29 protein-coding genes and 1 tRNA gene are annotated in these 24,980 nt (G+C 72.1%); 10 read left to right on the top strand and 20 right to left on the bottom strand.

The window, feature by feature from the left end; translation table 11 throughout:
• Positions 1-37: 37 nt before the first annotated feature.
• From ACODR5_RS08390 to sufB, 5 genes are read right to left on the bottom strand one after another with little or no spacing between them, the layout of a single operon-like run.
• A complete protein-coding gene (locus tag ACODR5_RS08390; protein WP_261167227.1) occupies positions 38-367 on the bottom strand; it encodes a metal-sulfur cluster assembly factor in 330 nt (109 codons plus the stop codon).
• Between the two features lie 10 nt (positions 368-377).
• Positions 378-1,148, bottom strand: a complete 771-nt coding sequence (sufC, locus tag ACODR5_RS08385; RefSeq protein ID WP_449853700.1) for a Fe-S cluster assembly ATPase SufC — start codon at positions 1,146-1,148, stop codon at positions 378-380.
• A 37-nt stretch (positions 1,149-1,185) separates the two neighbouring features.
• The gene (locus ACODR5_RS08380; RefSeq protein WP_449853701.1) at positions 1,186-1,512 is read right to left on the bottom strand and encodes a non-heme iron oxygenase ferredoxin subunit; all 327 of its coding nucleotides are present in this window, start codon (positions 1,510-1,512) and stop codon (positions 1,186-1,188) included.
• Entirely contained in the window at positions 1,509-2,732 is a 1,224-nt protein-coding gene (sufD, locus tag ACODR5_RS08375; RefSeq protein WP_449853702.1) for a Fe-S cluster assembly protein SufD, read from the bottom strand. The genes ACODR5_RS08380 and sufD overlap by 4 nt, the downstream gene beginning before the upstream one ends.
• Before the next feature lies 1 nt (position 2,733).
• On the bottom strand, positions 2,734-4,152 hold the full coding sequence (sufB, locus tag ACODR5_RS08370) for a Fe-S cluster assembly protein SufB (protein WP_449853703.1): 1,419 nt from the start codon (positions 4,150-4,152) through the stop codon (positions 2,734-2,736).
• A gap of 224 nt (positions 4,153-4,376) precedes the next feature.
• Here sufB and ACODR5_RS08365 point away from each other — a divergent pair, with 224 nt between their 5' ends.
• Together ACODR5_RS08365 and ACODR5_RS08360 are read left to right on the top strand one after the other, a co-directional pair.
• Positions 4,377-5,447, top strand: a complete 1,071-nt coding sequence (locus tag ACODR5_RS08365) for a COX15/CtaA family protein (protein WP_449853704.1) — start codon at positions 4,377-4,379, stop codon at positions 5,445-5,447.
• Between the two features lie 96 nt (positions 5,448-5,543).
• Positions 5,544-5,996, top strand: coding sequence for a dinucleotide-utilizing enzyme (locus ACODR5_RS08360; RefSeq protein ID WP_449853705.1), 453 nt, complete (start codon positions 5,544-5,546; stop codon positions 5,994-5,996).
• Positions 5,997-6,081: 85 nt separating this feature from the next.
• Here the strand turns inward: ACODR5_RS08360 and ACODR5_RS08355 are convergent, their stop codons facing one another.
• Complete coding sequence (locus ACODR5_RS08355; protein WP_449853706.1) at positions 6,082-6,597, bottom strand: YbhB/YbcL family Raf kinase inhibitor-like protein; 516 nt, start codon at positions 6,595-6,597, stop codon at positions 6,082-6,084.
• A gap of 31 nt (positions 6,598-6,628) precedes the next feature.
• Positions 6,629-7,603 carry a thiamine-phosphate kinase gene (gene thiL / locus ACODR5_RS08350; protein ID WP_488983316.1) on the bottom strand — a complete coding sequence of 325 codons (975 nt, stop codon included), beginning with the start codon at positions 7,601-7,603 and terminating at the stop codon, positions 6,629-6,631.
• Positions 7,604-7,646: 43 nt separating this feature from the next.
• Between thiL and ACODR5_RS08345 the strand changes: the two genes are divergently transcribed.
• Positions 7,647-8,171, top strand: a complete 525-nt coding sequence (locus tag ACODR5_RS08345; RefSeq protein ID WP_488983315.1) for a DUF3515 family protein — start codon at positions 7,647-7,649, stop codon at positions 8,169-8,171.
• Between the two features lie 15 nt (positions 8,172-8,186).
• On the opposite strand, the gene ACODR5_RS08340 is transcribed toward ACODR5_RS08345, so the two are convergent.
• From ACODR5_RS08340 to ACODR5_RS08310, 7 genes are all read right to left on the bottom strand, one after another.
• Positions 8,187-9,281 carry a D-alanine--D-alanine ligase family protein gene (locus tag ACODR5_RS08340; RefSeq protein WP_488983314.1) on the bottom strand — a complete coding sequence of 365 codons (1,095 nt, stop codon included), beginning with the start codon at positions 9,279-9,281 and terminating at the stop codon, positions 8,187-8,189.
• On the bottom strand, positions 9,181-10,296 hold the full coding sequence (locus ACODR5_RS08335) for an NAD(P)H-dependent glycerol-3-phosphate dehydrogenase (protein WP_449853710.1): 1,116 nt from the start codon (positions 10,294-10,296) through the stop codon (positions 9,181-9,183). The genes ACODR5_RS08340 and ACODR5_RS08335 overlap by 101 nt, the downstream gene beginning before the upstream one ends.
• On the bottom strand, positions 10,296-11,042 hold the full coding sequence (locus ACODR5_RS08330) for a lysophospholipid acyltransferase family protein (RefSeq protein ID WP_488983330.1): 747 nt from the start codon (positions 11,040-11,042) through the stop codon (positions 10,296-10,298). The genes ACODR5_RS08335 and ACODR5_RS08330 overlap by 1 nt, the downstream gene beginning before the upstream one ends.
• On the bottom strand, positions 11,039-12,397 hold the full coding sequence (gene murA, locus ACODR5_RS08325) for a UDP-N-acetylglucosamine 1-carboxyvinyltransferase (protein ID WP_449853711.1): 1,359 nt from the start codon (positions 12,395-12,397) through the stop codon (positions 11,039-11,041). The genes ACODR5_RS08330 and murA overlap by 4 nt, the downstream gene beginning before the upstream one ends.
• Before the next feature lie 86 nt (positions 12,398-12,483).
• Positions 12,484-13,080 carry a 3-isopropylmalate dehydratase small subunit gene (gene leuD, locus ACODR5_RS08320; RefSeq protein ID WP_449853712.1) on the bottom strand — a complete coding sequence of 199 codons (597 nt, stop codon included), beginning with the start codon at positions 13,078-13,080 and terminating at the stop codon, positions 12,484-12,486.
• 1 nt (position 13,081) lies between these two features.
• Positions 13,082-14,554 carry a 3-isopropylmalate dehydratase large subunit gene (gene leuC, locus ACODR5_RS08315; protein ID WP_488983313.1) on the bottom strand — a complete coding sequence of 491 codons (1,473 nt, stop codon included), beginning with the start codon at positions 14,552-14,554 and terminating at the stop codon, positions 13,082-13,084.
• A 225-nt stretch (positions 14,555-14,779) separates the two neighbouring features.
• Complete coding sequence (locus ACODR5_RS08310; protein ID WP_488983312.1) at positions 14,780-15,826, bottom strand: TerC/Alx family metal homeostasis membrane protein; 1,047 nt, start codon at positions 15,824-15,826, stop codon at positions 14,780-14,782.
• 307 nt (positions 15,827-16,133) lie between these two features.
• Here ACODR5_RS08310 and ACODR5_RS08305 point away from each other — a divergent pair, with 307 nt between their 5' ends.
• Positions 16,134-16,691, top strand: coding sequence for an RNA polymerase sigma factor (locus ACODR5_RS08305; RefSeq protein WP_449853715.1), 558 nt, complete (start codon positions 16,134-16,136; stop codon positions 16,689-16,691).
• Positions 16,688-17,905 carry a DUF4349 domain-containing protein gene (locus tag ACODR5_RS08300; RefSeq protein WP_449853716.1) on the top strand — a complete coding sequence of 406 codons (1,218 nt, stop codon included), beginning with the start codon at positions 16,688-16,690 and terminating at the stop codon, positions 17,903-17,905. The genes ACODR5_RS08305 and ACODR5_RS08300 overlap by 4 nt, the downstream gene beginning before the upstream one ends.
• A gap of 51 nt (positions 17,906-17,956) precedes the next feature.
• Here the strand turns inward: ACODR5_RS08300 and ACODR5_RS08295 are convergent.
• A tRNA-Glu gene (locus tag ACODR5_RS08295) sits at positions 17,957-18,029 on the bottom strand.
• A gap of 140 nt (positions 18,030-18,169) precedes the next feature.
• Here ACODR5_RS08295 and ACODR5_RS08290 point away from each other — a divergent pair.
• Positions 18,170-18,808 (top strand): MBL fold metallo-hydrolase, encoded by a 639-nt coding sequence (locus ACODR5_RS08290; RefSeq protein WP_488983311.1) that lies wholly within the window; start codon positions 18,170-18,172, stop codon positions 18,806-18,808.
• A gap of 18 nt (positions 18,809-18,826) precedes the next feature.
• Here ACODR5_RS08290 and ACODR5_RS08285 read toward each other — a convergent pair whose 3' ends face one another.
• From ACODR5_RS08285 to ACODR5_RS08270, 4 genes are all read right to left on the bottom strand, one after another.
• On the bottom strand, positions 18,827-20,119 hold the full coding sequence (locus ACODR5_RS08285) for a CoA transferase (RefSeq protein ID WP_449853718.1): 1,293 nt from the start codon (positions 20,117-20,119) through the stop codon (positions 18,827-18,829).
• Between the two features lie 29 nt (positions 20,120-20,148).
• Entirely contained in the window at positions 20,149-20,925 is a 777-nt protein-coding gene (locus ACODR5_RS08280) for a MerR family transcriptional regulator (RefSeq protein WP_488983310.1), read from the bottom strand.
• Between the two features lie 66 nt (positions 20,926-20,991).
• The gene (locus ACODR5_RS08275) at positions 20,992-21,873 is read right to left on the bottom strand and encodes a nuclease-related domain-containing protein (protein ID WP_488983309.1); all 882 of its coding nucleotides are present in this window, start codon (positions 21,871-21,873) and stop codon (positions 20,992-20,994) included.
• A 39-nt stretch (positions 21,874-21,912) separates the two neighbouring features.
• Positions 21,913-22,230 (bottom strand): heavy-metal-associated domain-containing protein, encoded by a 318-nt coding sequence (locus ACODR5_RS08270; RefSeq protein ID WP_449853721.1) that lies wholly within the window; start codon positions 22,228-22,230, stop codon positions 21,913-21,915.
• A gap of 86 nt (positions 22,231-22,316) precedes the next feature.
• Between ACODR5_RS08270 and ACODR5_RS08265 the strand changes: the two genes are divergently transcribed.
• Both ACODR5_RS08265 and ACODR5_RS08260 read left to right on the top strand, forming a co-directional pair.
• Positions 22,317-22,829: an O-acetyl-ADP-ribose deacetylase gene (locus ACODR5_RS08265; protein ID WP_488983308.1), complete on the top strand. Its 513-nt coding sequence runs from the start codon at positions 22,317-22,319 to the stop codon at positions 22,827-22,829.
• Positions 22,830-22,930: 101 nt separating this feature from the next.
• On the top strand, positions 22,931-23,182 hold the full coding sequence (locus tag ACODR5_RS08260; protein WP_488983307.1) for a TraR/DksA family transcriptional regulator: 252 nt from the start codon (positions 22,931-22,933) through the stop codon (positions 23,180-23,182).
• A gap of 91 nt (positions 23,183-23,273) precedes the next feature.
• On the opposite strand, the gene ypfJ is transcribed toward ACODR5_RS08260, so the two are convergent.
• Complete coding sequence (gene ypfJ, locus ACODR5_RS08255; RefSeq protein ID WP_488983306.1) at positions 23,274-24,155, bottom strand: KPN_02809 family neutral zinc metallopeptidase; 882 nt, start codon at positions 24,153-24,155, stop codon at positions 23,274-23,276.
• A gap of 65 nt (positions 24,156-24,220) precedes the next feature.
• Between ypfJ and ACODR5_RS08250 the strand changes: the two genes are divergently transcribed.
• On the top strand, positions 24,221-24,763 hold the full coding sequence (locus tag ACODR5_RS08250) for a hypothetical protein (protein ID WP_488983305.1): 543 nt from the start codon (positions 24,221-24,223) through the stop codon (positions 24,761-24,763).
• Positions 24,760-24,980: hypothetical protein (locus ACODR5_RS08245; RefSeq protein ID WP_488983304.1), on the top strand; the 221-nt coding region annotated here is incomplete at its 3' end. The genes ACODR5_RS08250 and ACODR5_RS08245, both read left to right, overlap by 4 nt.

Below are 24,980 nucleotides of genomic sequence, written 5' to 3'. Positions count from 1 at the left end.
AGGGCCCCGTCCGTGGACGGGGCCCTCGTCGGGCGGATCAGATGGAGAAGCCGAGCGCGCGCATCATGTCGCGGCCGTCGTCGGTGATCCGCTCGGGACCCCACGGCGGCATCCAGACCCAGTTGATCCGGAACTGCTCGACGACGCCGTCCAGCGCCTGCGCCGTCTGCTCCTCGAGGACGTCGGTGAGCGGGCAGCCCGCGCTCGTGAGCGTCATGTGGATGACGAGGGCGTCGTTCTCGTCGTCCCAGCCGAGGTCGTAGATGAGGCCCAGGTCGACGACGTTGACCCCCAGCTCGGGGTCCATGACGTCCTTGAGTGCCTCGGTGACCTCGTCGTACTTCTCGGGAGTGAGCGTCGCGGTCATGGCCTCGACCTTACGCCTCGACGGGCGCGTCCGCAGGCAGGTAGGCGGCGTAGCCCTCGGCCTCCAGGCGCTCGGCGAGCTCGGGGCCGCCCTCCTCGACGACCTTGCCCGCGACCATCACGTGCACGAAGTCGGGCTGGATGTAGCGGAGGATGCGCGTGTAGTGCGTGATGAGGAGCACGCCGAGGCCGGTGCTCTCCTTCGCGCGGTTGACGCCCTCCGACACGATCTTCAGCGCGTCGACGTCGAGGCCCGAGTCGGTCTCGTCCAGGATGGCGAGCTTCGGCTTCAGCAGCTCGAGCTGCAGGATCTCGTGGCGCTTCTTCTCGCCGCCCGAGAAGCCCTCGTTCACGTTGCGCTGCGCGAACTTGGGGTCCATGCGCAGGGCCGACATGCCCTCCTTGACCTCCTTCGTCCACGTGCGGATGGCGGGGGCCTCGCCGTCGATGGCGGTCTTGGCGGTGCGCAGGAAGTTCGCCACCGTCACGCCGGGGATCTCGACGGGGTACTGCATGGCCAGGAACAGTCCGGCGCGGGCGCGCTCGTCGACGGCCATCTCCAGCACGTCCTCGCCGTCGAGCGTGATCGATCCGCCCGTGACGGTGTACTTGGGGTGGCCGGCGATCGTCGACGCGAGCGTCGACTTGCCCGAGCCGTTCGGGCCCATGATGGCGTGGGTCTCGCCCGAGCGCACGGTCAGGGTCACGCCGTTGAGGATCGGCGTGGTCCCCTCGTCGGTCTCGACCGTGACGTGCAGGTCCTTGATCTCGAGGACAGTCATGTTGATTCCTTCTTGTGGAGAGTTCGTGGGGCCTGGCTCAGGCCGACTTGATGACGGTGGGATCGATGAGCACGTCGTCGCCCTCGATCGTCACCTCGTAGACGGGCACCGGCTCGTAGGCCGGAAGGTTCAGCGGCTTGCCGGTGCGCAGCGAGAACGCCGAGCCGTGGGCCCAGCACTCGAGCGAGTCGCCCTCGACGAAGCCCTCGGACAGCGAGATGTCGCCGTGCGTGCAGGTGTCGCCGATCGCGTGCACCTCGCCCTGGGCGTCCAGGACGAGCGCGATGGGCACACCGTCCACCTCCACGCGGCGAGCCTGGTCCTGGACCAGCTCGCTCTTGGCGCAGACGCGGGTCGCGCTCACGCGGCGATCCCCTCCCCGGCGGCGATCTCCTGCTCGATCGCGGCCGAGAGCTCGGCCTCCAGCTCGGGCAGGCCGAGCTTCTGCACGATCTCGGCGAGGAAGCCGATCACGACGAGGCGACGTGCCTCGGCCTCGTCGATGCCGCGGGCCTGCAGGTAGAACAGCTGCTCGTCGTCGAAGCGACCGGTGGCCGACGCGTGGCCGGCGCCCTTGATGTCGCCCGTCTGGATCTCGAGGTTCGGGATCGAGTCCGCGCGCGCGCCGTTCGTGAGCACGAGGTTGCGGTTGGCCTCGTACGAGTCGGTGCCGACGGCGTCCGGGCCGATGAGCACGTCGCCGATCCACACGCTGCGCGCGCTCGCGCCCTGCAGCGCGCCCTTGTAGAGCACGTTGCCGGTCGTCTCGGGGCCCTTGTGGTGCAGGTAGACCTGGCTCTCGAGGTGCTGGCCCGAGTCGGCGAACGACAGGCCGAAGACCTCGCCGTTCGATCCTGCGCCCGCGAGCTCGACGTTCGGGTTCACGCGCACGACGCCGCCGCCGAAGCTCACGACGAAGTGACGCAGCGTGGCGTCGCGGCCCACGCGCGCCTGGTGCGCCGCCGCGTGGATCGCCGTGTCGTCCCACCGCTGCACGGCCACGACCGTGAGGGTCGCGCCGTCGCGCACGATGATCTCGACGTTCTCGGCCAGCTGCGCCGCGCCCTCGTGCCGCAGCACGACGACCGCCTGGCTGTGCTCCTGCGCCTCGATCACGAGGTGCGCATCGGCCCGGCGCTCGGCGCCCTGGCCCGTGATGCGCAGGACGATCGGCTCGGCGACCTCCTCCTCGCGCGGGATGCGGATGAACCGCGCCTCGGGCGAACCCTGCCACGCCACGGCGGCGGGCAGGTCCTCGGGCTCGAACACCTCGCCGCGCGGGGCGGCGCCGATCGCGAGCGTGCCCGCGTCGTAGCGCTCACCCGCATCGAAGGCGTAGGTCACGCCGTCGTTCTCGGCCGCGCGCTCGAACAGCGGCGAGAGCCGCTTGATCGGGGCGTGCACCCAGTTGACCTCGCGGCCGCTGGGGGTGCCGAAGTCGGCGGGCTCGTAGGAGCGGGGGCGCTCCGAGCGCGTCTGGACGGGGACCGTCACCTCGTCCTGCGGCGGGATGATGACCGTCGCGGGGTCGCGGTGGGCGTGCTCGTTCTGCGCCTCTGCAGGCGCCTGCGTGGGGGCCGTCATCTCAGCCGACCGATCCTTCCATGCCCATCTCGATGAGCTTGTTCAGCTCGAGGGCGTACTCCATGGGCAGCTCGCGGGCGATCGGCTCGATGAAGCCGCGCACGATCATCGCCATCGCCTCGTCCTCGGGCATGCCGCGGCTCATGAGGTAGAACAGCTGCTCCTCGCTCACCTTCGAGACCGTGGCCTCGTGGCCCAGCTGCACGTCGTCCACGCGGATGTCGATCGCGGGGTACGTGTCGCTGCGCGAGATCGTGTCGACGAGCAGGGCGTCGCACCGCACCGTGTTGGCGGAGTGGTGGGCCTTCTCGTCCACGCGCACCTCGCCGCGGTAGCCGGCGCGGCCGCCGCCGCGGGCGATCGACTTCGAGACGATCGACGACTGCGTGTACGGCGCCATGTGGATCATCTTCGCGCCGGCGTCCTGGTGCTGACCGGGGCCCGCGAAGGCCACCGAGAGCGTCTCGCCCTTGGCGTGCTCGCCCATCAGGAAGATCGACGGGTACTTCATCGTGACCTTCGAGCCGATGTTGCCGTCGACCCACTCCATCGTCGCGCCCTCGTGGGCGACGGCGCGCTTGGTGACGAGGTTGTACACGTTGTTCGACCAGTTCTGGATCGTCGTGTAGCGCACGCGGGCATTCTTCTTCACGATGATCTCGACGACCGCCGAGTGCAGCGAGTCGCTCTTGTAGATCGGCGCCGTGCAGCCCTCGATGTAGTGGACGTAGCTGCCCTCGTCCGCGATGATCAGGGTCCGCTCGAACTGGCCCATGTTCTCGGTGTTGATGCGGAAGTAGGCCTGCAGCGGGATCTCCACGTGCACGCCCTTGGGCACGTACACGAACGATCCGCCCGACCACACGGCCGTGTTCAGCGCGGCGAACTTGTTGTCGCCGGACGGGATCACGGTGCCGAAGTACTCCTCGAAGAACTCGGGGTGCTCGCGCAGCGCCGTGTCGGTGTCCATGAAGATGACGCCCTGCGCCTCCAGGTCCTCGCGGATCTGGTGGTAGACGACCTCGGACTCGTACTGCGCGGCTACGCCGGCGACGAGGCGCTGACGCTCGGCCTCGGGGATGCCGAGCTTCTCGTACGTGTTCTTGATGTCCTCGGGCAGGTCCTCCCACGTCTGGGCCTGCTTCTCGGTGGAGCGGACGAAGTACTTGATGTTGTCGAAGTCGATGTCGCTGAGGTCGGCGCCCCACGTGGGCATCGGCTTCTTCTCGAACAGCGAGAGGGCCTTCAGCCGGGTCTTCAGCATCCACTCCGGCTCCTGCTTGAGGGCCGAGATGTCGCGGACGACGGCCTCGGTGAGGCCGCGCTTGGCGCTCGCGCCGGCGACGTCCGGGTCGTGCCAGCCGAATTCGTACACCCCCAGACCTTCGAGCTCGGGGCGGTCGATCAGCACATCAGACATGCGGTCTCTACTCTCCTCATGGGTCCCGAAACGGTGTCAGCCGGCCCGGCGCTCCGGAGTGGAGTGCCGTACTGGGGCCCCGTTGCGACGCGGATCGCGCCTTAGACTGTCTGCTGTCGCCACGGGCGGAACCGCCCGTTTTTTCAGCGATTCAATTCTACAGGTTCGCTCCCCCACGGCGCCGTGCGTGTCGGATTCGGAGCGGATCAGGAGGCACCACCCGCATGGCCACCGCACCCGCCGCTCCCCCGCTCACCGCGCCCCGCGCCGCCGCCGTCGGCGGCGGCTGGCTGCGCCTGTTCGCCTGGCTCTCGTTCCTCTTCGAGACGACGATCATCGGCACGGGCGGCGCCGTGCGCCTGACCGGCTCCGGCCTCGGCTGCTCGGAGTGGCCGCTGTGCACGCCGGAGTCGCTCGTGCCGACGCAGGAGATGGGCATCCACGGCTTCATCGAGTTCGGCAACCGCACGATGACCGGCGCGGTCGGCATCGTCGCGATCGCCGTGCTGCTGCTCACGCTGCGCGCCGTGGGCACGCGCCGCGACGTGCTGGCGGCGGTGTGGTTCGCGCTGGGCGGCATCGCCGCCGCGGTGGTCGCCTACCTCGCCGTGGGCGAGTTCTGGGCGGCGACCGCCGTGCTGCTGCTGGCCGTGATCGCCGCGGCCGTGTACTCGGTGCGTTCGCTGCCCGCCCGCCGCGACCTGCAGATCCTCGCGTGGATCGTCGTCGCCGGCGTCGTGGCGCAGGCGCTCGTGGGCGGCATCACGGTGCTGACCGAGCTGAATGCCTTCATCGTGGGCTTCCACTACGTCTCGTCGCTCGTGCTCGTGTGCGTCACGGCCGCCTACCTCGTGCGACTGCACGACGTGCCGGGCCCGCGCGAGCGCGCCGTGCCGGCGTGGTTCGCCGCCCTCACCCACGCGACGACGCTCGTCCTCGCCCTCACGATCCTCTTCGGCGTGCTCACCACGGCCAACGGGCCCCACTCCGGCGATGCCGCCGTGATCCGCGACGGCTTCGATGCGACCGTGCTCGCGCACGTGCACTCGTGGCCCGGCTACATCCTGCTCGCCCTCGTGGTCGCGCTCGTCGTGATCGCCGCGGTGCGCCGGCTCCGCCCCCTGCCGTGGCTCGTCGCGCTGCTCGCCGTCATCGCCGTGCAGGTGATCGTCGGCGTCTTCCAGGCCCGCAACGGCCTGCCCGAGCTGCTCGTCGGCATCCACATGGTGCTCGCGGCCCTCTCGGCCGCCGCCTTCACGGTCGTGGTGCTGCGGCTGAAGCGCCCCGTGGCCTGACGCGGCGATCCACAGCGGGAGCATAGGGAACGCATCGGCCGCGCATGGGCGCGCCGGGGATCGTGGCGGAGTCCGCATGCGAACCCGAGGAGAATCATGCCCCGCACGCCCCGACTCATCACCAGCGCGCCCTACTGGGTGCTGCTGATCGGATCGCTCGCCGCCACCGCGGCCGGATTCGCGATGAGCTTCCCCACGATCGACAACATGAGCACGACCCTGCTCGACGGCAGCGCCACCACGGCCGACGTCTATGCGGGCCAGGCGCTCGTCACGGTGGGCGGACCGGTGCTCGGCGCCGGCCTGATCGGCCTCGCCCTGACCGCCGCGATCGCCGCGGCCAAGGCGCTCGTGCCCGCCCGTCCCGTGCCGGCGGCGGAGGCGCTGCCCGCCGATGAGGAGCCGGAGATCGACGACGCGCCGGCCGCTGCTCGCCTGACGGAGGAGCCGGCCCCTGCTGCCGGCGCGCCCGTCACGGCCGACGAGCCGGCGACGGCTCGGCCGGTCCCCGAGCCGGAGGCCGAGCAGGCGCCCACCCACCGCGCCTGACGCCCGGACGCGAGACGCCCGTTCCGCCGGCCCCGCGGGGCACGGCGGAACGGGCGTCGGCGCGCGTCGTGCACGCGCGTGGCGGTCAGTCGCTCGTCGCCGTGGCGACGAGGATGCCGCGCGCGAGCGCGTGGAAGTGCCGGTTGAAGCCGAGGATCGCGGGCGTCGCCCCCTCGGGCAGCTCCAGCACCGTGTCGAGCGCGTCGACGACGAAGAAGTAGCGGTGCACGCCGGTTCCCGGCGGCGGGCCGGCGCCGATGAAGCCGGGCTCGCCCGACTCGTTGCGCAGCGCGATGCCCGCCGAGGGGCGGTCGTCGCCCGTGTCGAGCGACGTCACGTCGGCCGGAAGGTTGTAGACGGCCCAGTGCCAGAAGCCCGAGCCCGTCGGCGCGTCCGGATCGAAGCACGACACGGCGAACGACTTCGTGCCCTCGGGCGCCCCCGACCAGCTCAGCTGCGGGGAGATGTCGGACCCGCCGCCGGCCGATCCCCACTGCGCCTTCGGCAGCGGCTGCCCCTCGGCGATGTCGGTGCTGGTGACGGTGAGGGGCGCGAAGTCCCTCAGCGTGGCGAGCTCTGCATACGGATCGTAGGAGAACATGGCGCCAGCCTAGCCAGCGATCCGCGCCGCGTCAGCCGGTGCGCGCGTCCCAGTCGGCGTAGGGGTCCCAACCGCCGCGACGGTCGTACGGCTCGCCCCCGACCGAGACGCCCGATCCCTCCTCGACGCGGCCGATCGGGCGGAACCCGGGCGGGAGGACGTCTCCGGGGAACGTCGCCAGCAGGGCGTGGTCCTCTCCGCCCTCCAGGGCGGCGCGCCGATCGGCGCCCAGGGCGGCCGGATCGAGGTCGAGACGCACGCCCGAGGCCTCGGCCATCCGCGTCGCGTCGAGCGCGAGCCCGTCCGAGACGTCCATCATCGCGGTGGCGCCCGACATCGCTGCCATCGGGCCGAGCCCGAGGGGCGGCGCGGGCCGCAGCTGCGCGTCGAGCAGCGCGGACTCCCCCTCCCCGAGCGCCGCGCGGTCGACGGGAATCGGTTCGCCGCCGTCGTCGCGGAAGCGGTCGAAGAGGATCGCCAGGCCGCGACCGGCGGCGCCGAGCTCGCCCGCCACGGCGACGACGTCGCCGGGCCGGGCGCCCGAGCGCAGCACGGCGGGGCGACCCTCCAGGTCGCCGAGCGCCGTCACGGCGATCGTCAGGGTGTCGGAGACGGTGAGGTCGCCTCCCACGACGGCGCAGCCGGGGGCGAGCGCCTCGCACGCCTCGCGCAGCCCGTCGGCGAGGGTCTCGACGAACGAGATCCTCGTCGCGCTCGGCATCGCAAGCGCGACGAGCAGCCCCGTCGGGCGGGCGCCCATCGCGGCGACGTCGGCGAGGTTGACCGCCGCGGCCTTCCAGCCGAGGTCGTACCCGCTCGACCAGGCGAGGCGGAAGTCGGGGCCGTGCACGAGCGTGTCGGTCGTGGCCACCACGGAGCCCGACGGCGCGGCGACGACCGCCGCATCGTCCCCCGGGCCCACGATCGCCGCCGGCGCCCTGCCCGTGCGCGCCGCGATGCGCCGCAGCACCTCTCGCTCGCTCAGCTCGCCCACGGTCGGATCCATCCGTTCAGGGTATCCACACGCGACCCCGCAATACGCTGGAGGGGTGATCCGCCGCCGTTCCTCCGCCGCCCGGGCCGGGGGCGCCATGAGTGCGCGGCTCGCCGCGATCCTCGCGGGCGCGCTCGCCCTCGGCGGCTGCGCAGCCACGGTGCACCTGCCCGCCGAGCCGCTCGCGAACGACCCGCTCTGCGCCGAGGTCTCGGTGCGCCTGCCCGATGCGCTCGGCGACCTGCCGCGGGTCTGGACCGACGCGCAGGCGACCGCCGTGTGGGGCGAGGATCAGGAGGTCATCTTCGCGTGCGGCCTGGAGCCGCTGGCGCCGAGCACGCTGCAGTGCGTCTCGGTCGGCGGCGTGGACTGGGTGGTCGACGACACGGACTTCCCGCGCCTGCGCATGGCCACCTACGGCCGCACGCCCGCCGCGTCGGTCTACGTCGACACGGCGGTGGACGAGGACGGCCAGGGCGTCTCGAGCAACGACGTGCTCAGCGCGCTCGGCGGCGCCGTGTCGCAGCTGGAGCGCACGGGCGAGTGCGTCGCCCCGGACGAGGCCGAGTACGTCGGCTGACCCGGCCTGCGCCGGTCAGCGGGTGCGCTCGAGGCCCAGCTCGATGAGCTCCGAGATGAGGTCGGCGTAGCTCAGGCCCGATGCGATCCAGCACTTCGGGTACATCGAGATCGGCGTGAAGCCCGGCATGGTGTTCGGCTCGTTCACGACGACCTCGCCCTCGGGCGTGAGGAACACGTCGACGCGGGCGAGCCCGCGCCCCTCCACGGCCTCGAAGACGCGCGCCGCGACGTCGCGGATCCGCGCGATCTGCTCGTCGGTGAGATCGGCCGGGCACACCACCTCGGCGCCGTCGCCGCCCAGGTACTTGCCCTCGAAGTCGTAGAATTCGCGCGTGGTGAGCACGATCTCGCCGGGCAGCGACACCCTCGCCGGCGCGCCCCCGCGGCCCTCGAGCACGGCCACCTCGATCTCGCGGCCCGCGATGCCGGCCTCGATGAGCACCTTGTCGTCCTCGGCCAGGGCCAGGCTCATCGCCTCGTCCAGCTCGCACGCGTCGTGCACCTTCGACACGCCCACGCTCGATCCCGCCCGCGCGGGCTTGACGAACTGCGGGTATCCGAGCGCGGCGGCCTCCGCGCGCACGGCGTCGGGCGCGGCGGCCCAGCGCGACGCGCGCACGGTCACCCACGGCGACACGGCGATGCCGGCGGCCTGCAGCGCCACCTTCATGAAGTGCTTGTCCATGCAGATCGCCGAGTCCAGCACGCCGCCGCCCGCGTACGGCATCCCGAGGATGTCGAGGAAGCCCTGCATCGTGCCGTCCTCGCCGTGCAGGCCGTGCAGGATCGGCAGCACGACATCGACCTCGCCGAGCGAGTCGACCGTGCCGTCGGCGCGGCGCACGCGCAGCTCGCGCCCCTCGCCGGGCAGGGGCCAGAGCACGCGCGTGCCGTTGTCGACCACCTCGGGCAGCCGCTCGGCGTCGAGCGCGAAGCGCGCGGGCTCGTCCTGCTCGAGCACGAAGACGCCGTCGCGGGTGATCCCGACCGGGATCACCGCGTAGCGGTCACGGTCGATCGCGCCGAGCACTCCCCCCGCCGTCGCGGAGGAGATCGCGTGCTCGCTGGAACGCCCTCCGAAGAGCACCGCCACGGTCGTCCTGGCCATTCTGCGTCCTCTCGCCCTGCGGGGTGTCGTCGTCCGTCGTGAGGTGCGGGCCGATGTCCTTGGGATCCATCGCGCCGTCCAGCACCATCTTCACCTGCTGCACGATGGGCATCTCGACGCCCTTCGCCTTCGCGAGCTTCAGGATCGGGCCGACCGATCCGAGGCCCTCGGCCGTCTGCTCCATGTGCGCCACGACGTCCTGCAGCGTGTACCCCTGGCCGAGCAGGCGGCCCGCCGTGTTGTTGCGGCTCAGCGGCGACTGGCACGTGGCGATGAGATCGCCGAGGCCCGCGAGCCCGTGCATCGTCTCGGCCTGGGCGCCGTAGGCGACGGCGAAGTCCGTCATCTCGACGAGCCCGCGCGTGATGATCGAGGCCTTCGTGTTCTCGCCGTACCCCACGCCGTCGACGATGCCGATCGCGACGGCGATGAGGTTCTTCAGCACGCCGCCGAACTCGGTCCCGGCGACGTCGGTGTTGACGAACGTGCGGAAGTAGCGGTTCGTGGCCGTGCGCGCGATGAGCTCGGCGGTCTCGAGGCTGCTCGACGACACGACGGCGGCCGTCGGCTGCTCGCGCGCGATCTCGAGCGCGAGGTTCGGCCCGCTGGCCACGGCGATCCGGGCGGGATCGCAGTCCAGCACCTCGGCGATCACCTGGCTCATGCGCATGCCCGAGCGCTTCTCGACGCCCTTCATGAGGCTCACGATCGGCACCTCGGAGCGCGCGACGAAGGGCCGCAGCTGCTTGAGCGCCTCACGCGCCGTCTTGCTCGGCACGGAGAGGTAGATCTGCTCCGCGCCGTCGACGGCGCGCGCCAGCCGCGGCGTCGCGCGGATGGTGCGCGGCAGGTTGATGCCGGGAAGGTACTGCGAGTTGCGCTTGGCCTCGTCGATCTCGTGCGCCTGCTCGGGGCGCCGCGCCCACATCGTGACGCGCGCGCCGCCGTCGGCGAGGATCTTGCCGAACGTCGTGCCCCAGCTGCCGGCGCCGAGCACCGCCACCCGCGGGCCCATCAGAGGCGCCCCGTCTCGGCCTGCCCGTGCTGGGTGGGGTCCCACCGCTCGGGCGGCGCCTTCTCGCCGCGCAGCTCCTCGAGCAGTGCGGTGATGGCGGCCATCACGCGCTCCGTGCCCTCCTCGAGCGCGGCGCGCTCCTGGGCGCGGCCGGCGAGGTCCGACAGGTCGACGGGATCGCCCACGACGAGCGTCACGGGCCGGCGGGGCGGCCACAGGCGCAGCTTGCCGTAGCGCGGCATGATCTGCTGCTCGCCCCAGTGCGCGACCGGGATGACGGGCAACCCGCCGGCCAGCGCGATCCGCACCGCGCCGGTCTTGCCGCGCATGGGCCACAGGTCGGGATCGCGCGTGAGGGTGCCCTCCGGGTACACGATCACGCCGCTGCGGTTCTCGACGAGCACCTTGGCCTGCTCGAGCGCGAGCGCGCCCTGGTTGCCGCGCTTGACGGGCACCATCTTGGTGGCCCGCAGGGCGGCGCCGAGCACCGGCACGCGGAAAAGGCTCTCCTTGGCGAGGAATCGCGGCAGGCGCCCCAGCTTCCACGTGGCGACGGCGATCGTCAGCGGATCGATCTCGCTGTGGTGGTTCGGGGCCAGCACGAAGGGACCGTCGAGCGGCATCTTCTCGCGGCCGCGGATCTCGATCTTCGCGAACCACGCGTACAGCGGCACGACGATGATCGCGAGCAGGCGGAAGACGCCGCCCGGCCGCGCACGCTCCGGGGAGATCGGCGCCACGCTCAGCCCACGACGTCGAAGTCGGCGCCGAGGGCGCTGAGCTTGTCGAGGAACTTCTCGTAGCCGCGCGCGATGATCCGCACGCCGCTCACGCGCGAGGTGCCCTCGGCGGCCAGCGCCGCGATGACGTACGCGTAGCCGCCGCGCAGGTCGGGCACCACGATGTCCGCGCCGCGCAGCGGGGTCGGTCCGTTGATGACGGCCGCCTGCTCGAGCGCGCGGCGGGGCACGCGGCGCTTCGGGTCGTCGATGCCGTTGGGGTGCACGACGATGTCGGCGCCCATCTGGTTGAGCGCGTGGGTGAAGCCCAGGCGATTCTCGTACACGGTCTCGTGCACGACCGAGGTGCCCTCGGCCTGCGTCAGCGCGACGATCAGCGGCTGCTGCCAGTCCGTCATGAACCCGGGGTGCACGTCGGTCTCGACCATGACGGGCTTCAGCGGCGTCTCGCCGCGGCGGAACGTGATGCCGTCGTCGGTGACGTCGAAGTCGCCGCCGACCTTGCGGAACACGTTGAGGAACGTGAGCAGCTCGTACTGGCGCGCGCCCTTGACGAAGATCTCGCCGTCGGTGACGAGCGCGGCGCAGGCCCACGACACGGCCTCGTTGCGGTCGAAGAGGCTGCGGTGGTCGTAGCCCTTGAGCTCGTCGACGCCCTCGATGAAGATCACGCGGTTGGGCTCGTAGGAGATGATCGCGCCCATCTTCTGCAGCACGCCGATCAGGTCCATGATCTCGGGCTCGATCGCCGCGTTGCGCAGCTCGGTGACGCCCTTGGCCTTGACGGCCGTGAGCAGCACCTGCTCGGTCGCGCCCACGCTCGGGTACGGCAGCTCGATGCGCGCGCCGTGCAGGCCCTCGGGGGCCGACAGGCGGATGCCGCTGGGCTGCTTGTCGACGATCGCGCCGAACTTGCGCAGCGCGTCGAGGTGGAAGTCGATGGGGCGGTCGCCGATGCGGCAGCCGCCGAGGTCGGGGATGAAGGCCTGGCCGAGCAGGTGCAGCAGCGGCCCGCAGAAGAGGATCGGGATGCGCGACGAGCCGGCGTGGGCGTCGATCTGCTCGAAGTTCGCCGACTTCGCGTCGGCGGGGTCGAGCACGAGCGATCCCGGCTCCTCGCCGGCCGACACGTGCACGCCGTGCACCTCGAGCAGCGAGCGGACGACCTCGACATCGCGGATGTCGGGGACGTCCCGCAGGATGCTGGGCGTCTCGCCGAGCAGCGAGGCGACCATCGCCTTGGTGGCGAGGTTCTTCGCGCCGCGCACGTCCACCTGACCCTTGAGGGGCCGGCCCCCGCGGATCTCGAGGATGTCAGCGTCGACGCGCTGGGTGGTCTCCGTGGAGCCGAGAAGTGTCATGGTGCAGATGGCCTCACATCGTCTAGGCGGCTCGCGCCGCCGGTCGGGGGCCGTCTGCCCCGATCCTCAGGGGCTTCCGGCCGGGCTCACGGCACCGGGAGGGTGCGTGGCCGCCACGCCTCGCGGCGGGCCTCGAACTGCGTGATCGCATCCGCGTCGCGCAGCGTGAGCCCGATGTCATCGAGCCCCTCGAGGAGCCGCCACCTAGTGTAATCGTCGATGTCGAAGGGAGCCGTGAAGTCGCCGACAACGGCCGTGCGCGTCGTGAGGTCGACCGTCATCTCGATGCCGGGCTGCGCGTCGATCGCGGCCCAGATCCGGTGCAGATCGTCCTCGGAGATCACGCCCGTGACGAGGCCCTGCTTGCCGGAGTTGCCGCGGAAGATGTCGGCGAAGCGGGGGCTCAGCACCACGCGGAAGCCGTAGTCGCGCAGCGCCCACACGGCATGCTCGCGGCTCGATCCCGTGCCGAAGTCCGGGCCGGCGACGAGGATCGAGGCGCCCGCGAACGGCTGCTGGTTCAGCACGAACTCCGGGTCCTGGCGCCAGCCGTGGAAGAGGGCGTCCTCGAAGCCGGTCTTCGTGACCCGCTTCAGGAACACCGCGGGGATGATCTGGTCCGTGTCGACGTTCGACCGCTTCAGGGGCGCGGCCACGCCGGTGTGCGTCGTGAACTTCTCCATGTCAGGCCTCCGCTCCGGTCAGTGCGTGCTCGTCCAGCGGCGCGAGGTCGGCCGGCCCCGAGAGGGTGCCGCGCACCGCGGTCGCCGCCGCGACCAGGGGCGAGACGAGGTGCGTGCGCCCGCCCTTGCCCTGGCGACCCTCGAAGTTGCGGTTGCTCGTCGAGGCGCAGCGCTCCCCCGGCGCCAGCTGGTCGGGGTTCATGCCCAGGCACATCGAGCAGCCGGCGAAGCGCCACTCGCCGCCGAACTCCTCGACGATCCTGTCGATGCCCTCGGCCTCGGCCTCCAGGCGCACGCGCGCGGAGCCCGGCACGACCATGACGCGCACGCCGTCGGCCTTCTTGCGGCCCTTGATGATCGACGCGAACGCGCGCAGATCCTCGATGCGGCTGTTCGTGCAGGAGCCCATGAAGACGGCGTCGACCGCGATCTCCTTCATGGGCGTGCCCGCATCGAGCGCCATGTACTCGAGCGCGCGCTCGGCCGCCTTGCGATCGCCCTCGTCCTCGAAGTCCTCCGGCGAGGGCACGCGGCCGCCCAGGTTCACACCCTGGCCGGGGTTCGTGCCCCACGTGACGAACGGCTCCAGCTCGTCCGCGTCGATGAAGACCTCGGCGTCGAACGCCGCCCCCTCGTCGGTGGGCAGCGTCTTCCAGTACGCGACGGCCTCGTCCCAGTCCGCGCCCTGCGGCGCGTGCGGGCGCCCCCTCAGGTAGGCGAAGGTGGTCTCGTCCGGCGCCACCATGCCGGCGCGCGCTCCCGCCTCGATCGACATGTTGCAGATCGTCATGCGCCCCTCCATCGAGAGGGAGCGGATGGCGCTGCCGCGGTACTCGAGCACGTAGCCCTGGCCGCCGCCCGTGCCGATCCGCGCGATGACGGCGAGGATGATGTCCTTGGCGGTCACGCCGGGCTTGAGCTCGCCCTCCACCGTGATCGCCATGGTCTTGAAGGGCTTGAGGGGCAGCGTCTGCGTGGCGAGCACGTGCTCGACCTCGCTCGTGCCGATCCCGAACGCCATCGCGCCGAACGCGCCGTGCGTCGAGGTGTGGCTGTCGCCGCACACCACGGTGATGCCCGGCATCGTCAGGCCCAGCTGGGGGCCCACGACGTGCACGATGCCCTGCTCGGCGTCGCCCAGCGAGTGCAGCCGGATGCCGAACTCGGCGGCGTTGCGGCGCAGGGTCTCGATCTGGGTGCGGCTCGTGAGGTCGGCGATGGGCTTGTCGATCGCGAGCGTCGGGGTGTTGTGGTCTTCCGTGGCGATCGTCAGGTCGGGGCGGCGCACGGGGCGGCCCTCGGCCCGCAGCCCGTCGAAGGCCTGCGGGCTCGTGACCTCGTGCACGAGGTGCAGGTCGATGTAGAGGAGGTCGGGCTGCCCGTTCTCTCCCTTGGACACCAGGTGGGCGTCCCAGACCTTCTCGGCCAGCGTGCGGGGGTTCTCGGGGATCGCGGGGGTCGCGGGTGAAGTCATGTCGGTTCCAGGTCTCGTCGGCGGGTCGGGCGCATCACGTGACTCCGCGACGAGCCTGGCCCTAGGACGAGGGCTCGTCGCGGCGACTAAGGAGGAGCACCGCGCGCATGCGAACACCCTAGCACTCTGCAACGCCGACTCGCGTTTCGCGCACATTGTGCCCAGCGAAAGCGTAGGCGGGACCCCGCTCGATGAGCAGGATCCCGCCTTCGTTGATCGGATCGATCAGCGCTCGTCGCCGTGCGCGCGCGCCTCGGACGGGAGCGCGCTCTCGTCGCCCGCGGTGCGGGCGGCCGCCTTGCGCTTGTCGCGCGCGTCGGCCAGGAGGCTCGCGATCGTCGCGACGGCCATCGATCCGATGATCACGCCCAGCGACATCCAGTTGTTGATCTCCGGCGCCCACTCCACGTGATGCCCGCCGTTGATGAAGGGCAGCTCGTTGACGTGCAGCGCGTGGAAGAACAGCTTCACGCCGATGAACGCGAGGATGAACGCCACACCGAAGTGCAGGTAGCGCAGCTTCTCGAGCAGGTCGCCCAGCAGGAAGTACAGCTGGCGCAGGCCCATGAGCGCGAACAGGTTGGCGGCGAAGACGAGGAACGGCACCTGCGTGATGCCGTAGATGGCCGGGATCGAGTCGATCGCGAACATGAGGTCGGTCACGCCGATCGAGACGAACACGATGAGCATGGGCGTGAGGATCTTCTTGCCGTCGACGACGGTCGTCAGCTTCGCGCCGTCGTACTCGTCGCTGATGTTCACGAACCGGCGGATCGTCCGGACGATGAAACTCTCGGTCTGCGCGTCGCCCTCGTGCTTCTCCGGCAGCGCCTGGCGGATGGCCGTGAAGACGAGGAAGGCGCCGAAGAGGTAGAAGATCCAGCTCCAGTTCTCGATCGCGGCGGCGCCCAGCAGGATGAAGGCCGCGCGCAGCACGAGGGCGATGATGATGCCCACCATCAGCACCTCCTGCTGATAGCGCCGCGGCACCGAGAACTGGGCCATGATCAGCACGAACACGAAGAGGTTGTCGATCGAGAGGCTGTATTCCGTGAGCCAGCCGACGACGAATTCACCGGCGTGCTGCGCGTCGACGACCAGCCACAGCACCCCCGCGAAGACGAGGGCGAGGGTGATGTAGAAGACCACCCACAGCGTGGACTCCCTCGTGGAGGGGATGTGGGGACGCTTCAGGATGATCAGCAGATCGGCGACGAGAATGAGGACGAGCACGACGAGCGAGCCGACCTCGAACCAGATGGGGATGTCCAACGGCGGGAGCCTTTCGGAGACGTGTGGGATCTCGAAAGTCTCTCCCCCGCGCAGGCGCGGTGCGCACCCGGAGCCGCGTCGTCGGAGCTCGTGATGACGGATGCGCGATGACGGGATACTCCCTCTCGCTCCTCCAGGGTACCGCGCCGCGCTCCGGCGCCGTCGCGTCCCGGGGCGTCCGGCGGGCTCTCGTGCGGCGGTGCGCGACGCATCGGCGGGACACGTCGTGATGGATCCGAGACGATCGGTCCCCCGCGGACACTGACAGGGTGAGAGACGATTCCCTCACCCGACGACAGGCGGAGGCATGCACGAGGACGAGGAGGACGCGGCACTGGTGACCCGCGCGGCCGCCGGGAGCGAGCCCGCGTTCCGCGCGCTGTACCGCCGGCACGCGCGCGCGGTCTACTGGATCGCGCACGGGCTGCTCGGCACGCGGCCGGACGCCGAGGACGCCGTGCAGGAGACGTTCGTCGTCGCGTGGCGCAAGCTCGGCGGGCTCGCCCTCGCGGGCGACTCGCTGCTTCCGTGGCTCGCAGCGATCTGCCGGCACACGGCCGCGAACCGGATCCGCTCCCGCCTGCGCGAGCGCGCGCACGTCGTGGGTGCGGAGCACGCCGAGGGGATCGCGGCGCCCACGGACGTGGAGCGGCAGGTGATCGCCGCGACGACGCTGGAGGCCGTGCTGCGTGAGCTGGCCGGCATGAGCGGCGTCGACCGCGAGATCCTGCGCCTGTGCGTGGCGGAGGGGCTGCCGTACGCCGAGGCCGCGGAGCGCGTCGGCGTGGGGCACGGCGCCGTGCGCAACCGTCTCTCCCGCATCCGGAGCCGGCTGCGGATCGTCGCCGGAGAGGAGATGTCATGACGTCGTCGGAGCACGAGGACGCACCGCGCGGGGGCGCGCCGGACGGCGGCGCGGAGCGCACGGACGCCGACGCCGCCGCGCCGGGCGGGCTTCCGGAGATGGGCGACGAGGCGATCGCGCGCGTCGAGGACGCCGTGTTCGCCACGATCGCGGCCGACCGCCGGCTCGAGCTCGCCCGCCGTCGGCGGCGCCGGCGGCGGGCGTGGGGCGGCGCGGCGATCGCCGCGAGCCTCGTCGTCGTCGCCGCCGTCGCCTCCCCCGCGATCCTGAACGGCGTGCGCGGCGCGTCGATCAGCGAGAGCGACGCCTCGGGGGTCGCCGAGCCCGGCATCGCCGGGGAGCCGTGGCCGACCGTGCCCGGCGTCGAGGCCCCCGGCACCGGCGTGTGGGGCGGATCGTCGGGCGGCGCGGCGTCCGACGAGGCGGGATCCGAGGACGCGGCATCCGGCGGATCCGCGGCCGGCGGATCCGGCAGCGACGGTGCGCTCGAGGAGGATCGGGAGGTCGCGGTGACGGCCGAGGTCTCGGTCGAGGTCGCCTCCCCCGCCGACGCGGCCGAGGCGCTGAGCGCACTCGCCGCCGAGCACGGCGGGTACGTGCAGCACCTCGCGGTGAGCGCGGCGCCCGAGGCGTCGTCGGACGACGCGTCGACGTCGACGATCGCCCCGTCGTCCTCGGACGCGGCCACCCTGCGCGTGCCGAGCGACAGCCTGGACGCCGCGATCGCGGATCTGGGCGGGCTCGGCGAGGTGCTGCGCACGAGCATCGCACGCGAGGACGTGACGGGCCAGGCCGTGGACCTTCGCGCCCGCGTCGCGGCGGCGGAGGCGTCGATCGCGCGGCTCACCGAGCTCATGGCCGAGGCCGGCTCGGTGGCCGACCTGCTGGAGGTGGAGAACCAGCTCTCGCAGCGGCAGTCCGAGCTGGAGGCGTACGAGTCCGAGCTGGAGCACGTCGAGGGGCGCGTGGCGATGTCGACGCTGCAGGTGTGGCTCGTGCGACAGGACACCCCGGCGCCCGTCGAGCCCGGCTCGCCCTTCCTCGACGGCATGCTGACGGGGTGGAACGCGCTCGTCGCGGCGCTCGGGGGCCTCGTCGCCGTCGTCGGGTTCGCGCTGCCGTGGCTCGTGCCGATCGCCGCCGTCGTGCTGCTCGTGTGGCTCATCCGGCGCCGCGGGCGGGCGCGGGCGGCCGCGCGCGACGCGGAGGCCTGACCCCGAGACGGAGGAAGCCCCCGGTTCCGAGGAACCGGGGGCTTCCGAGTGTGACCCCAGCGGGATTCGAACCCGCGTTACCGCCGTGAGAGGGCGGCGTACTAGGCCGCTATACGATGGGGCCGTTCTTGAGTTTTTCGCGTTGCTCCCTCAGCGGGGCAACTAGAAGAGTATGCCATGAGTCCGGCGAGCCGGACAAATCGGCGCGGCTCCCGCGCGCATCTCGCGCGTGTCGCCGGGGCCGGACGGTGATTGGATGGCGATATGCGCGTCACGAAGCACGAACACGCCACCCTCCGTCTGCAGGACGCCGGCGACACGCTCGTCATCGATCCCGGCGGCTTCACCACCGCGCTCGCGGAGCTGCACGATCTGGCGGCGGTCGTCATCACGCACGAGCACCCGGATCACTGGACGCCGGCCCAGCTCGACCACCTCGCGCAGGTCGCGCCCCGCGTGCCGATCTACGCGCCGCAGGGCGTGGCCGATGCGGCGGCGGGCTACGACATCGAGGTGGTCTCGGCGGGCGACGTCGTGACCGCCGGCGCATTTACGCTGCGCTTCTTCGGCGGCGCGCACGCGCTGATCCACTCGAGCCTGCCGCCGGTGCAGAACCTCGGCGTGCTCGTGAACGAGCGCCTCTACTACCCCGGCGACTCGTTCCACGTGCCGGAGGGCGTCGAGGTCGACACGCTCGCCGCGCCGCTCGGGGCGCCGTGGCTGCGCATCGGCGACGCCATGGACTTCGTGCTCGCCGTGGCGCCGCGCCGCGCCTTCGGCGTGCACGACATGACCCTCTCGGTCGTCGGGCGCACGATGCACCGCGACCGCCTGCGCTGGGCGACCGAGCAGCACGGCGGCGAGTTCTTCGACCTCGACCCGGGCGACGAGCTCGACGTGTGACCAGCGGGCGCCGGCGCCTCAGAGCCAGGCGAGCCCGGCGGATCCGTACCGCTGCGGCGCAGATGCGTAGTCCACGGCCTCACCGGCGATGCGGAAGGGCGGCGGCGCGTACGTGAGGCGCCCGTACGGGCTGTCGGTCGTGCGCAGCGGGATGTCGAGGGCGGCCGGATCGGGCGGCCCGGCGCCGAGGGCGAGCAGCCGGCGAGCGGCGCCGAGCAACGAGAGGTGCGCCCATCCCCCGCGGCCCGATGCGGCGAGCGCGATCGCGGCCGCCGCCATCCCGAGCCCCGTGGCCATGTCGAGCGCCTGCACGGGCAGGGCGCCGGGCCGCCAGCCGTCGCCGGTGTCGCGGCCGTACACGCGGGCGATGCCCGTGGCCGCCTGCACGAGACTGTCGAAGCCGCGCCGGCCGCTCCACCCCGGCGCGTCGCCCCACGCGTCGAGGGACACGACGGCCAGGTGCGGATGCCGCTCCCGCAGGCTCTCGGGATCCATCCCGTGCCGCGCGAGCCGCTCGATCCGGTAGCCGAGCGCGACGACGTGCGCGTCGGCGAGCAGCCGCTCGACGCCCTCGCCGAAGGCCGCGACGGCCGAGCGCTTGGCGAACCCCGTGTCGAGGTGCTGGTCGAGGGGCTCGGGCAGGTGCAGCGGGTCCACCCGCAGCACGTCGGCGCCGAGCGCGCCGAGCAGCCGCGTGGCGGACGGGCCGGCGAGCACGCGGGTGAGGTCGAGCACGCGGAGCCCGGCGAGCGGGCGCGGCCCCGGTGCGGGGTCGAAGGGCCGTCCCTCGCCGAGGTGCGAGAGCCGGATCCACTCCCCCTCCGCACCCCCGGCGAAGTCCCCCGGCTCGCGCACGGCCACCGCGAGCCCGCCCGCCTCAAAGGCGGCGCGCTCGATCTCGAGCGCCGGCAGACCGCGCATCGCGACGCGCGCCTCGTCGCCGTCGCGCGCGCCGAGCGCCGCGAGCAGCGCGCGCTCGTGGTGCGGGTAGTTGGCGTGGGTGCGCACCCAGCCGTCCCCGGCCTCGAAGAAGCCGGACAGCGGGGCGAAACCCGTGAGCGCACGCCCGTCCACCCGCAGCAGCGGAAAGGATCCGAACCAGCCGGCGACGCCGGCCGAGTCGACGCTCACCGTCTCGCCCATGAGCGCGGCGAGCGCGCGGGCCGCCGCGTCGGTCGCGCCGAGGGCGAGTCCCTCGACGTCGAGCGGGCCGCCCCACCACGCCCGCGGCCCCGACCAGGCGACCTCCCCGCCGCCGTGCAGGCGGGCGAGGAGGTCGCCTCCCATCGCCAGGATGCCGTCGTGCGCCATGCGGCAAGGCTACGGCCGCGGCGCCCGGATCACAGGTGCGCCTCGGCGTAGATCCGCAGCGCGTCGCGCACGAACTCGGCGCCCGCCGTGCCGCCCTCGCTCGTGGCGTAGTTCGCCCCGAAACGCGGGTCGACGACGTACATCTCGCCCAGTCCGATGACGTAGCCCTTCACGTCGCTACCATCGGCGGCCGGGGTGCCCGGCATGCCCGTGAGCCACTCGACGTGACGCTGCGCGAGCTCCTGCGCCTCGGGGCCGTCGGGCGCCGCGCCGCTCTCGGCCGCGGCGATCCAGTCGCGTCCCAGGTCGGCCACCTTCCGCTGCCAGGCGGCCTTCTCGTCGGCCCTCATCGAGCGCCACCAGCGGTCGCTCTCGGCGTACGCCGCGGCGCCCCACCGGCTCTCCACCTCGCCCTTGTACTGCGTGTGGTCGAACCCGTCGAACATCTTCTCCACCATGACCTGCTCCTCTCCTCTCAGCGCACGGATCGTGGTCGCGACCGACGCGATCTGCCGCGCCAGCCGATCCTGCTCCTGCCGCAGCCACGCCAGGTGCGCCTCGAGCGCATCGGCCTCGGACGTCTCGCGGGCGAGCACGTCGGCGATCTGCGGCAGGCCGAGTCCGAGCTCGCGCAGCAGCAGGATGCGCTGCAGGCGCACGAGCGCGGCCCGGTCGTAGTAGCGATAGCCGTTGTGGCCCACGCGCGACGGCGCAAGCAGCCCGATGTCGCCGTAGTGACGCAGCGTGCGGCTGGTGGTTCCGGCGATCCGGGCCACCTGCTGGATCGACCACTCCTCGTCGTTCATGCCTCCGACGCTAGGGGTTGACGCAGCGTCAAGGTCAAGCGGTGTCTCGCGCCCACTCGGCGGCGATCAGGCGGGAGGGAACGCCGCGGCCAGCAGGCGGTGGACGTGCGGGACGTCGACCGTCGGCTCCGACGTGCGCAGCAGCGTCTTCGCGAGGCGATTAGGCCAGCACACCCGCACGCCGCGGATCTCGAAGTCGCCGCCGATCAGCGGCCACTCGCCATCGACGAAGCAGAGGCACCCGGTCACGTCGATCTCGTCGCCGACGACCGCGCGCACGAGCGCGAGCTGCCGCTCGATCCCGTCGAGGAGGGGCGAGCGATCGCGACCGCCGACGAGAAGGCGCCGCCGCCCGCCGAAGCCGAACAGCCCGCCGACCACGTCGCTCGACACACGCTTGCCGACGTACCTCTTCGCATCGACGATCCAGACACCCCACGGCGTGACGGCGATGTGGTCGATGTTCGCGCGCGAACCGGGGATGCGGCGGTCGTGCAGCGACGCGACGCCCACCTCGGCGAGCGCGTCGAGCTTCTCGGCGACCCGGGCCTCGCCCGCGGCACCCTGGGACCAGACGGTGGTCGAGGTGCGGGGGCGAGCGTCCACGGCGAGCAGCGCGGCGATCCGTCCGATGACCCCGGTACCCCATTCCGAGGCGACCTTCGCCTTCTGCTCCGCGATGCGGGCCTCGTCCTTCGCTCTCCGGCGCTCGAACTCCCGCAGCGCGGACGCGCCGGCCGTGCCCGCGTGGACGGGCGGATCCTCCACCGGCGTGGGTCCAGGGAATGCGACCTCCGTTTGCGACGGCGCGCAGGCGAGGTGCCGCACCTTCCGAACCGCCGGCAGGTAGGTGGCGCGCTCGCCCTTCGCGATGCCCTCACCGCAGGTCACGCAGGTGCCGGCGTACCGCAGCCTCAGTTCCCGCTCGTCGCCCGCGGCCGTCTCCACGGCGCCATTCTGCCCCAGGGCGCCGCGCCGCCGCGCGGATCAGCGGACGACGGAGTAGCCGGCCTCGCTCACGGCCGCGTCGATCGCGGCGGGATCCAGCGGGGCGGAGCGGCGGATCGTGACGGTCGAGACGCCGCCCGCCACCAGATCCACGTCGACGCCCTCGACGCCGCCGAGGGCCGAGAGCTCCTCCGTCACGGCCGAGACGCAGTGGCCGCAGGTCATGCCCTCGACGCGGATGGTCTCGGTCTCCCCCGACCGCGTCTGCGCGGCGGTGGAGGTCTCCGGGGCGGCGCAGCAGGCGCAACCCGTCGCGCCCGCGTCCTTCTTGCCGAGTTCGATGCGTTCGACAGCCATGTGATCTCCTTGTCGTCGTCTCCGCTTCATAGTACCCCCTAGGGGTATCTCGATCCAACGTCGGAGGGATCGTCCACACTGGAAGGATGACCAGGATCGTGGCGGTGCGGGGCGACATCACCGAGCAGCACGTCGATGCCGTCGTCAACGCGGCGAACAACGCGATGCGCGGCGGGGGCGGCGTCGACGGCGCGATCCATCGGGCCGGCGGACCGGCGATCCTGGCCGACTGCATCGCGCGCTTCCCCCACGGCCTGGCCACCGGCGACGCGGGGTGGACGACCGGGGGCGAGCTGCCCGCGCGGTGGGTGATCCACACGGTCGGGCCGAACCACGCCGCCGGGGAGCGCGATCGCGGCCTGCTCGTCTCGTGCTACAACCGCGCGCTCGAGGTCGCCGACGAGCTCGGCGCCCGATCCGTCGCGTTCCCCCTCATCAGCGCCGGTGTCTACGGCTGGCCGCTCGAGGACGCGGTCGAGGCGGCCGTGTCGACGATCGCCGCAGCGGGCAGCGCCGTCGAGGAGGCGCGGATCGTCGCGTTCCAGGATCCGGCCTTCGAGCTCGTGCGGCGCGCGATCCGAGAGGGCGGGTTCTCGTGAGCCCGGGCGGGATCGATCCGGGAGAGTTCCGGGCAGTCCTCGAGGCGCGTCGGGCGCAGCTGCTGGACGGCCGTCGGCGACGGGAGGATGCGCGCGCGACGATGGCGGATGCGCGCTCGGCCGCGACAGCCGACGACGAGCACGATCCGGAGGGCGGCACGCTCGCCGAGGAATGGTCACGCCTGGAGGGACTCGACGCGCAGGCGCGGTCCGAGCTGGCCGAGGTCGACGCCGCCCTCGCGCGCCTCGACGCGGGAAGCTACGGCGTGTGCGCGCGGTGCGGGCGCGACATCCCCGCCGAGCGGCTCAGGGCGCGTCCCAGCGCGACACTGTGCGTGCACTGCGCCGCCTGAGCCGCCCGCACCCGGCGGTTGCTGAACTGAGGCCGCGAAGCGGCCGAAGATGAAGCGACCACCGCAACAGCGCGTTTCGTGGCCGGTCGGATCAGAGCTGATCCCCCGCCACCGCGAACGTGTCGCAGCCCTGCACCCCCTCGGCGCGGCCGGTGTCGAACCAGCGCTGCCGCTGCTCGCTGGATCCGTGGGTCCAGCTCTCCGGGTTGACGAACCCGCCCGACTGCTCCTGGATGTGGTCGTCGCCGACGGCCGCGGCGGCATCCAGCGCGTCGGCGATCTGCTGCGCGGTCGGCGGCTGCAGGTAGGGCACGCCGTTCTCATCCTCCTGCTGCGTCATCGCGGCCACCCATGCCCCGGCGAAGCAGTCCGCCTGCAGCTCGGTGCGCACCCCGTTGCTGTCCGGTCCGGTGCCGTTGTTCGGGTACTGCTCGAAGACGCCGATGAGGTTCTGCACGTGGTGCCCGTACTCGTGCGCCAGCACGTACAGCTGCGCGAGAGAGCCCGCCGAGGCGTCGTACCGCTCGCGCAGCAGGCCGAAGAACGTGGGATCGACGTACACCGTCTCCTCGGGTGGGCAGTAGAAGGGCCCCGTGGCGTTCGAGGCGGTGCCGCACTGCGTGGGTGTCGATCCGTCGACGATGATCAGCTGCGGCTCCCGATAGCCCTCGAGCGTCTCGGACCAGAACTCGTCGATCGCGAGCGATCCCGCCGCCAGCCGGCAGTCGTCGTTCTCGTTCGCGTCCTGCCCCGTCTCGCAGTCTCCGATGACGGACGATCCGCCCGATCCCTGCCCTTCGCCGGCGCCGTCGGCGAAGCCGAGTAGCCCGCCGAGATCCTGCCCCGTGAACGCCTGGATGAGCAGCACGGCGATCACGCCGAGGCCGAGCGTGCCGCCGCCCGCGATGGCCGCGCCCCGTCCGCGCCGCCGCGCCTTGTTGCCGCCGACATCCGCGTTCTCGTTGAACGTCATGCCGTCACGCTAATGGCTGTGGACAGTCCCTGCGAGACTCGCGGCGTCTCGCTACCGTGTGTGGCATGTCGCGTCCGCCGTTCGCCGCAGCCCTGACCCTCGGCCTTGCCCTCGCGCTGGCCGGGTGCGCCGCCGCGCCCGAGCCGGCGCCGACGCCGACCGGGTTCGCGAGCGAGGAGGAGCTGTTCGCGGCCGCGGAGGAGACGTACCGGGCGTACGTGAAGGCGGCGAACGAGGTCGATCTGAGTGATCCGGATACGGCCGAGCCGGTGTACGAGTGGCTCGTCGACGACGCACTGTCGGCAACGCGAGAAGAGATGACCACTGGACACGCGCAGGGGCTGACTCGCACGGGCGAGGCGGTCGTCGACGACGTGGAACTCGTCGAGGCTGATCCCGCCGATGCAACAGCCTCTCTTGATGTCTGTCTCAACGTTGCCGACGTTGAGGTGCTGGACGAATCGGGCGAGTCGTTGATCGCCGCGGATCGCGGTGATGTGCAAGCGGTGCGAGTCGAGGTCGTTCCCGCTCCGACAACGTCTACGCGGCTCGCTGTCGCAGCGATGACGGGGCGAAGCGGAGGCTTGGAATGCACCTCCGACGGTTGATCGCGGCACTTCCGCTCGCGATCGTGCTCGTGTGGCTCGGAGCGGTGAGTGCGTCGGCGGCGGGGGTGAACTGCGGCGCGGTGATCCCGACGATGTCGTGCCCACCACCGACGAACGACGGTTCAAGTGTGAGTGTCGGCGGTTCGATCACGCAGCCCGGTGGCGGCGGTGGCTCGTCGGAGTCCGGCAGTGGCACGCAGCCGATCGCCGGCGACGG

This window comes from Microbacterium sp. FG3, from assembly GCF_057809335.1.
Note: the sequence above shows the minus strand (reverse complement) of the source record. Positions and strands in the feature narration are given on the sequence as shown.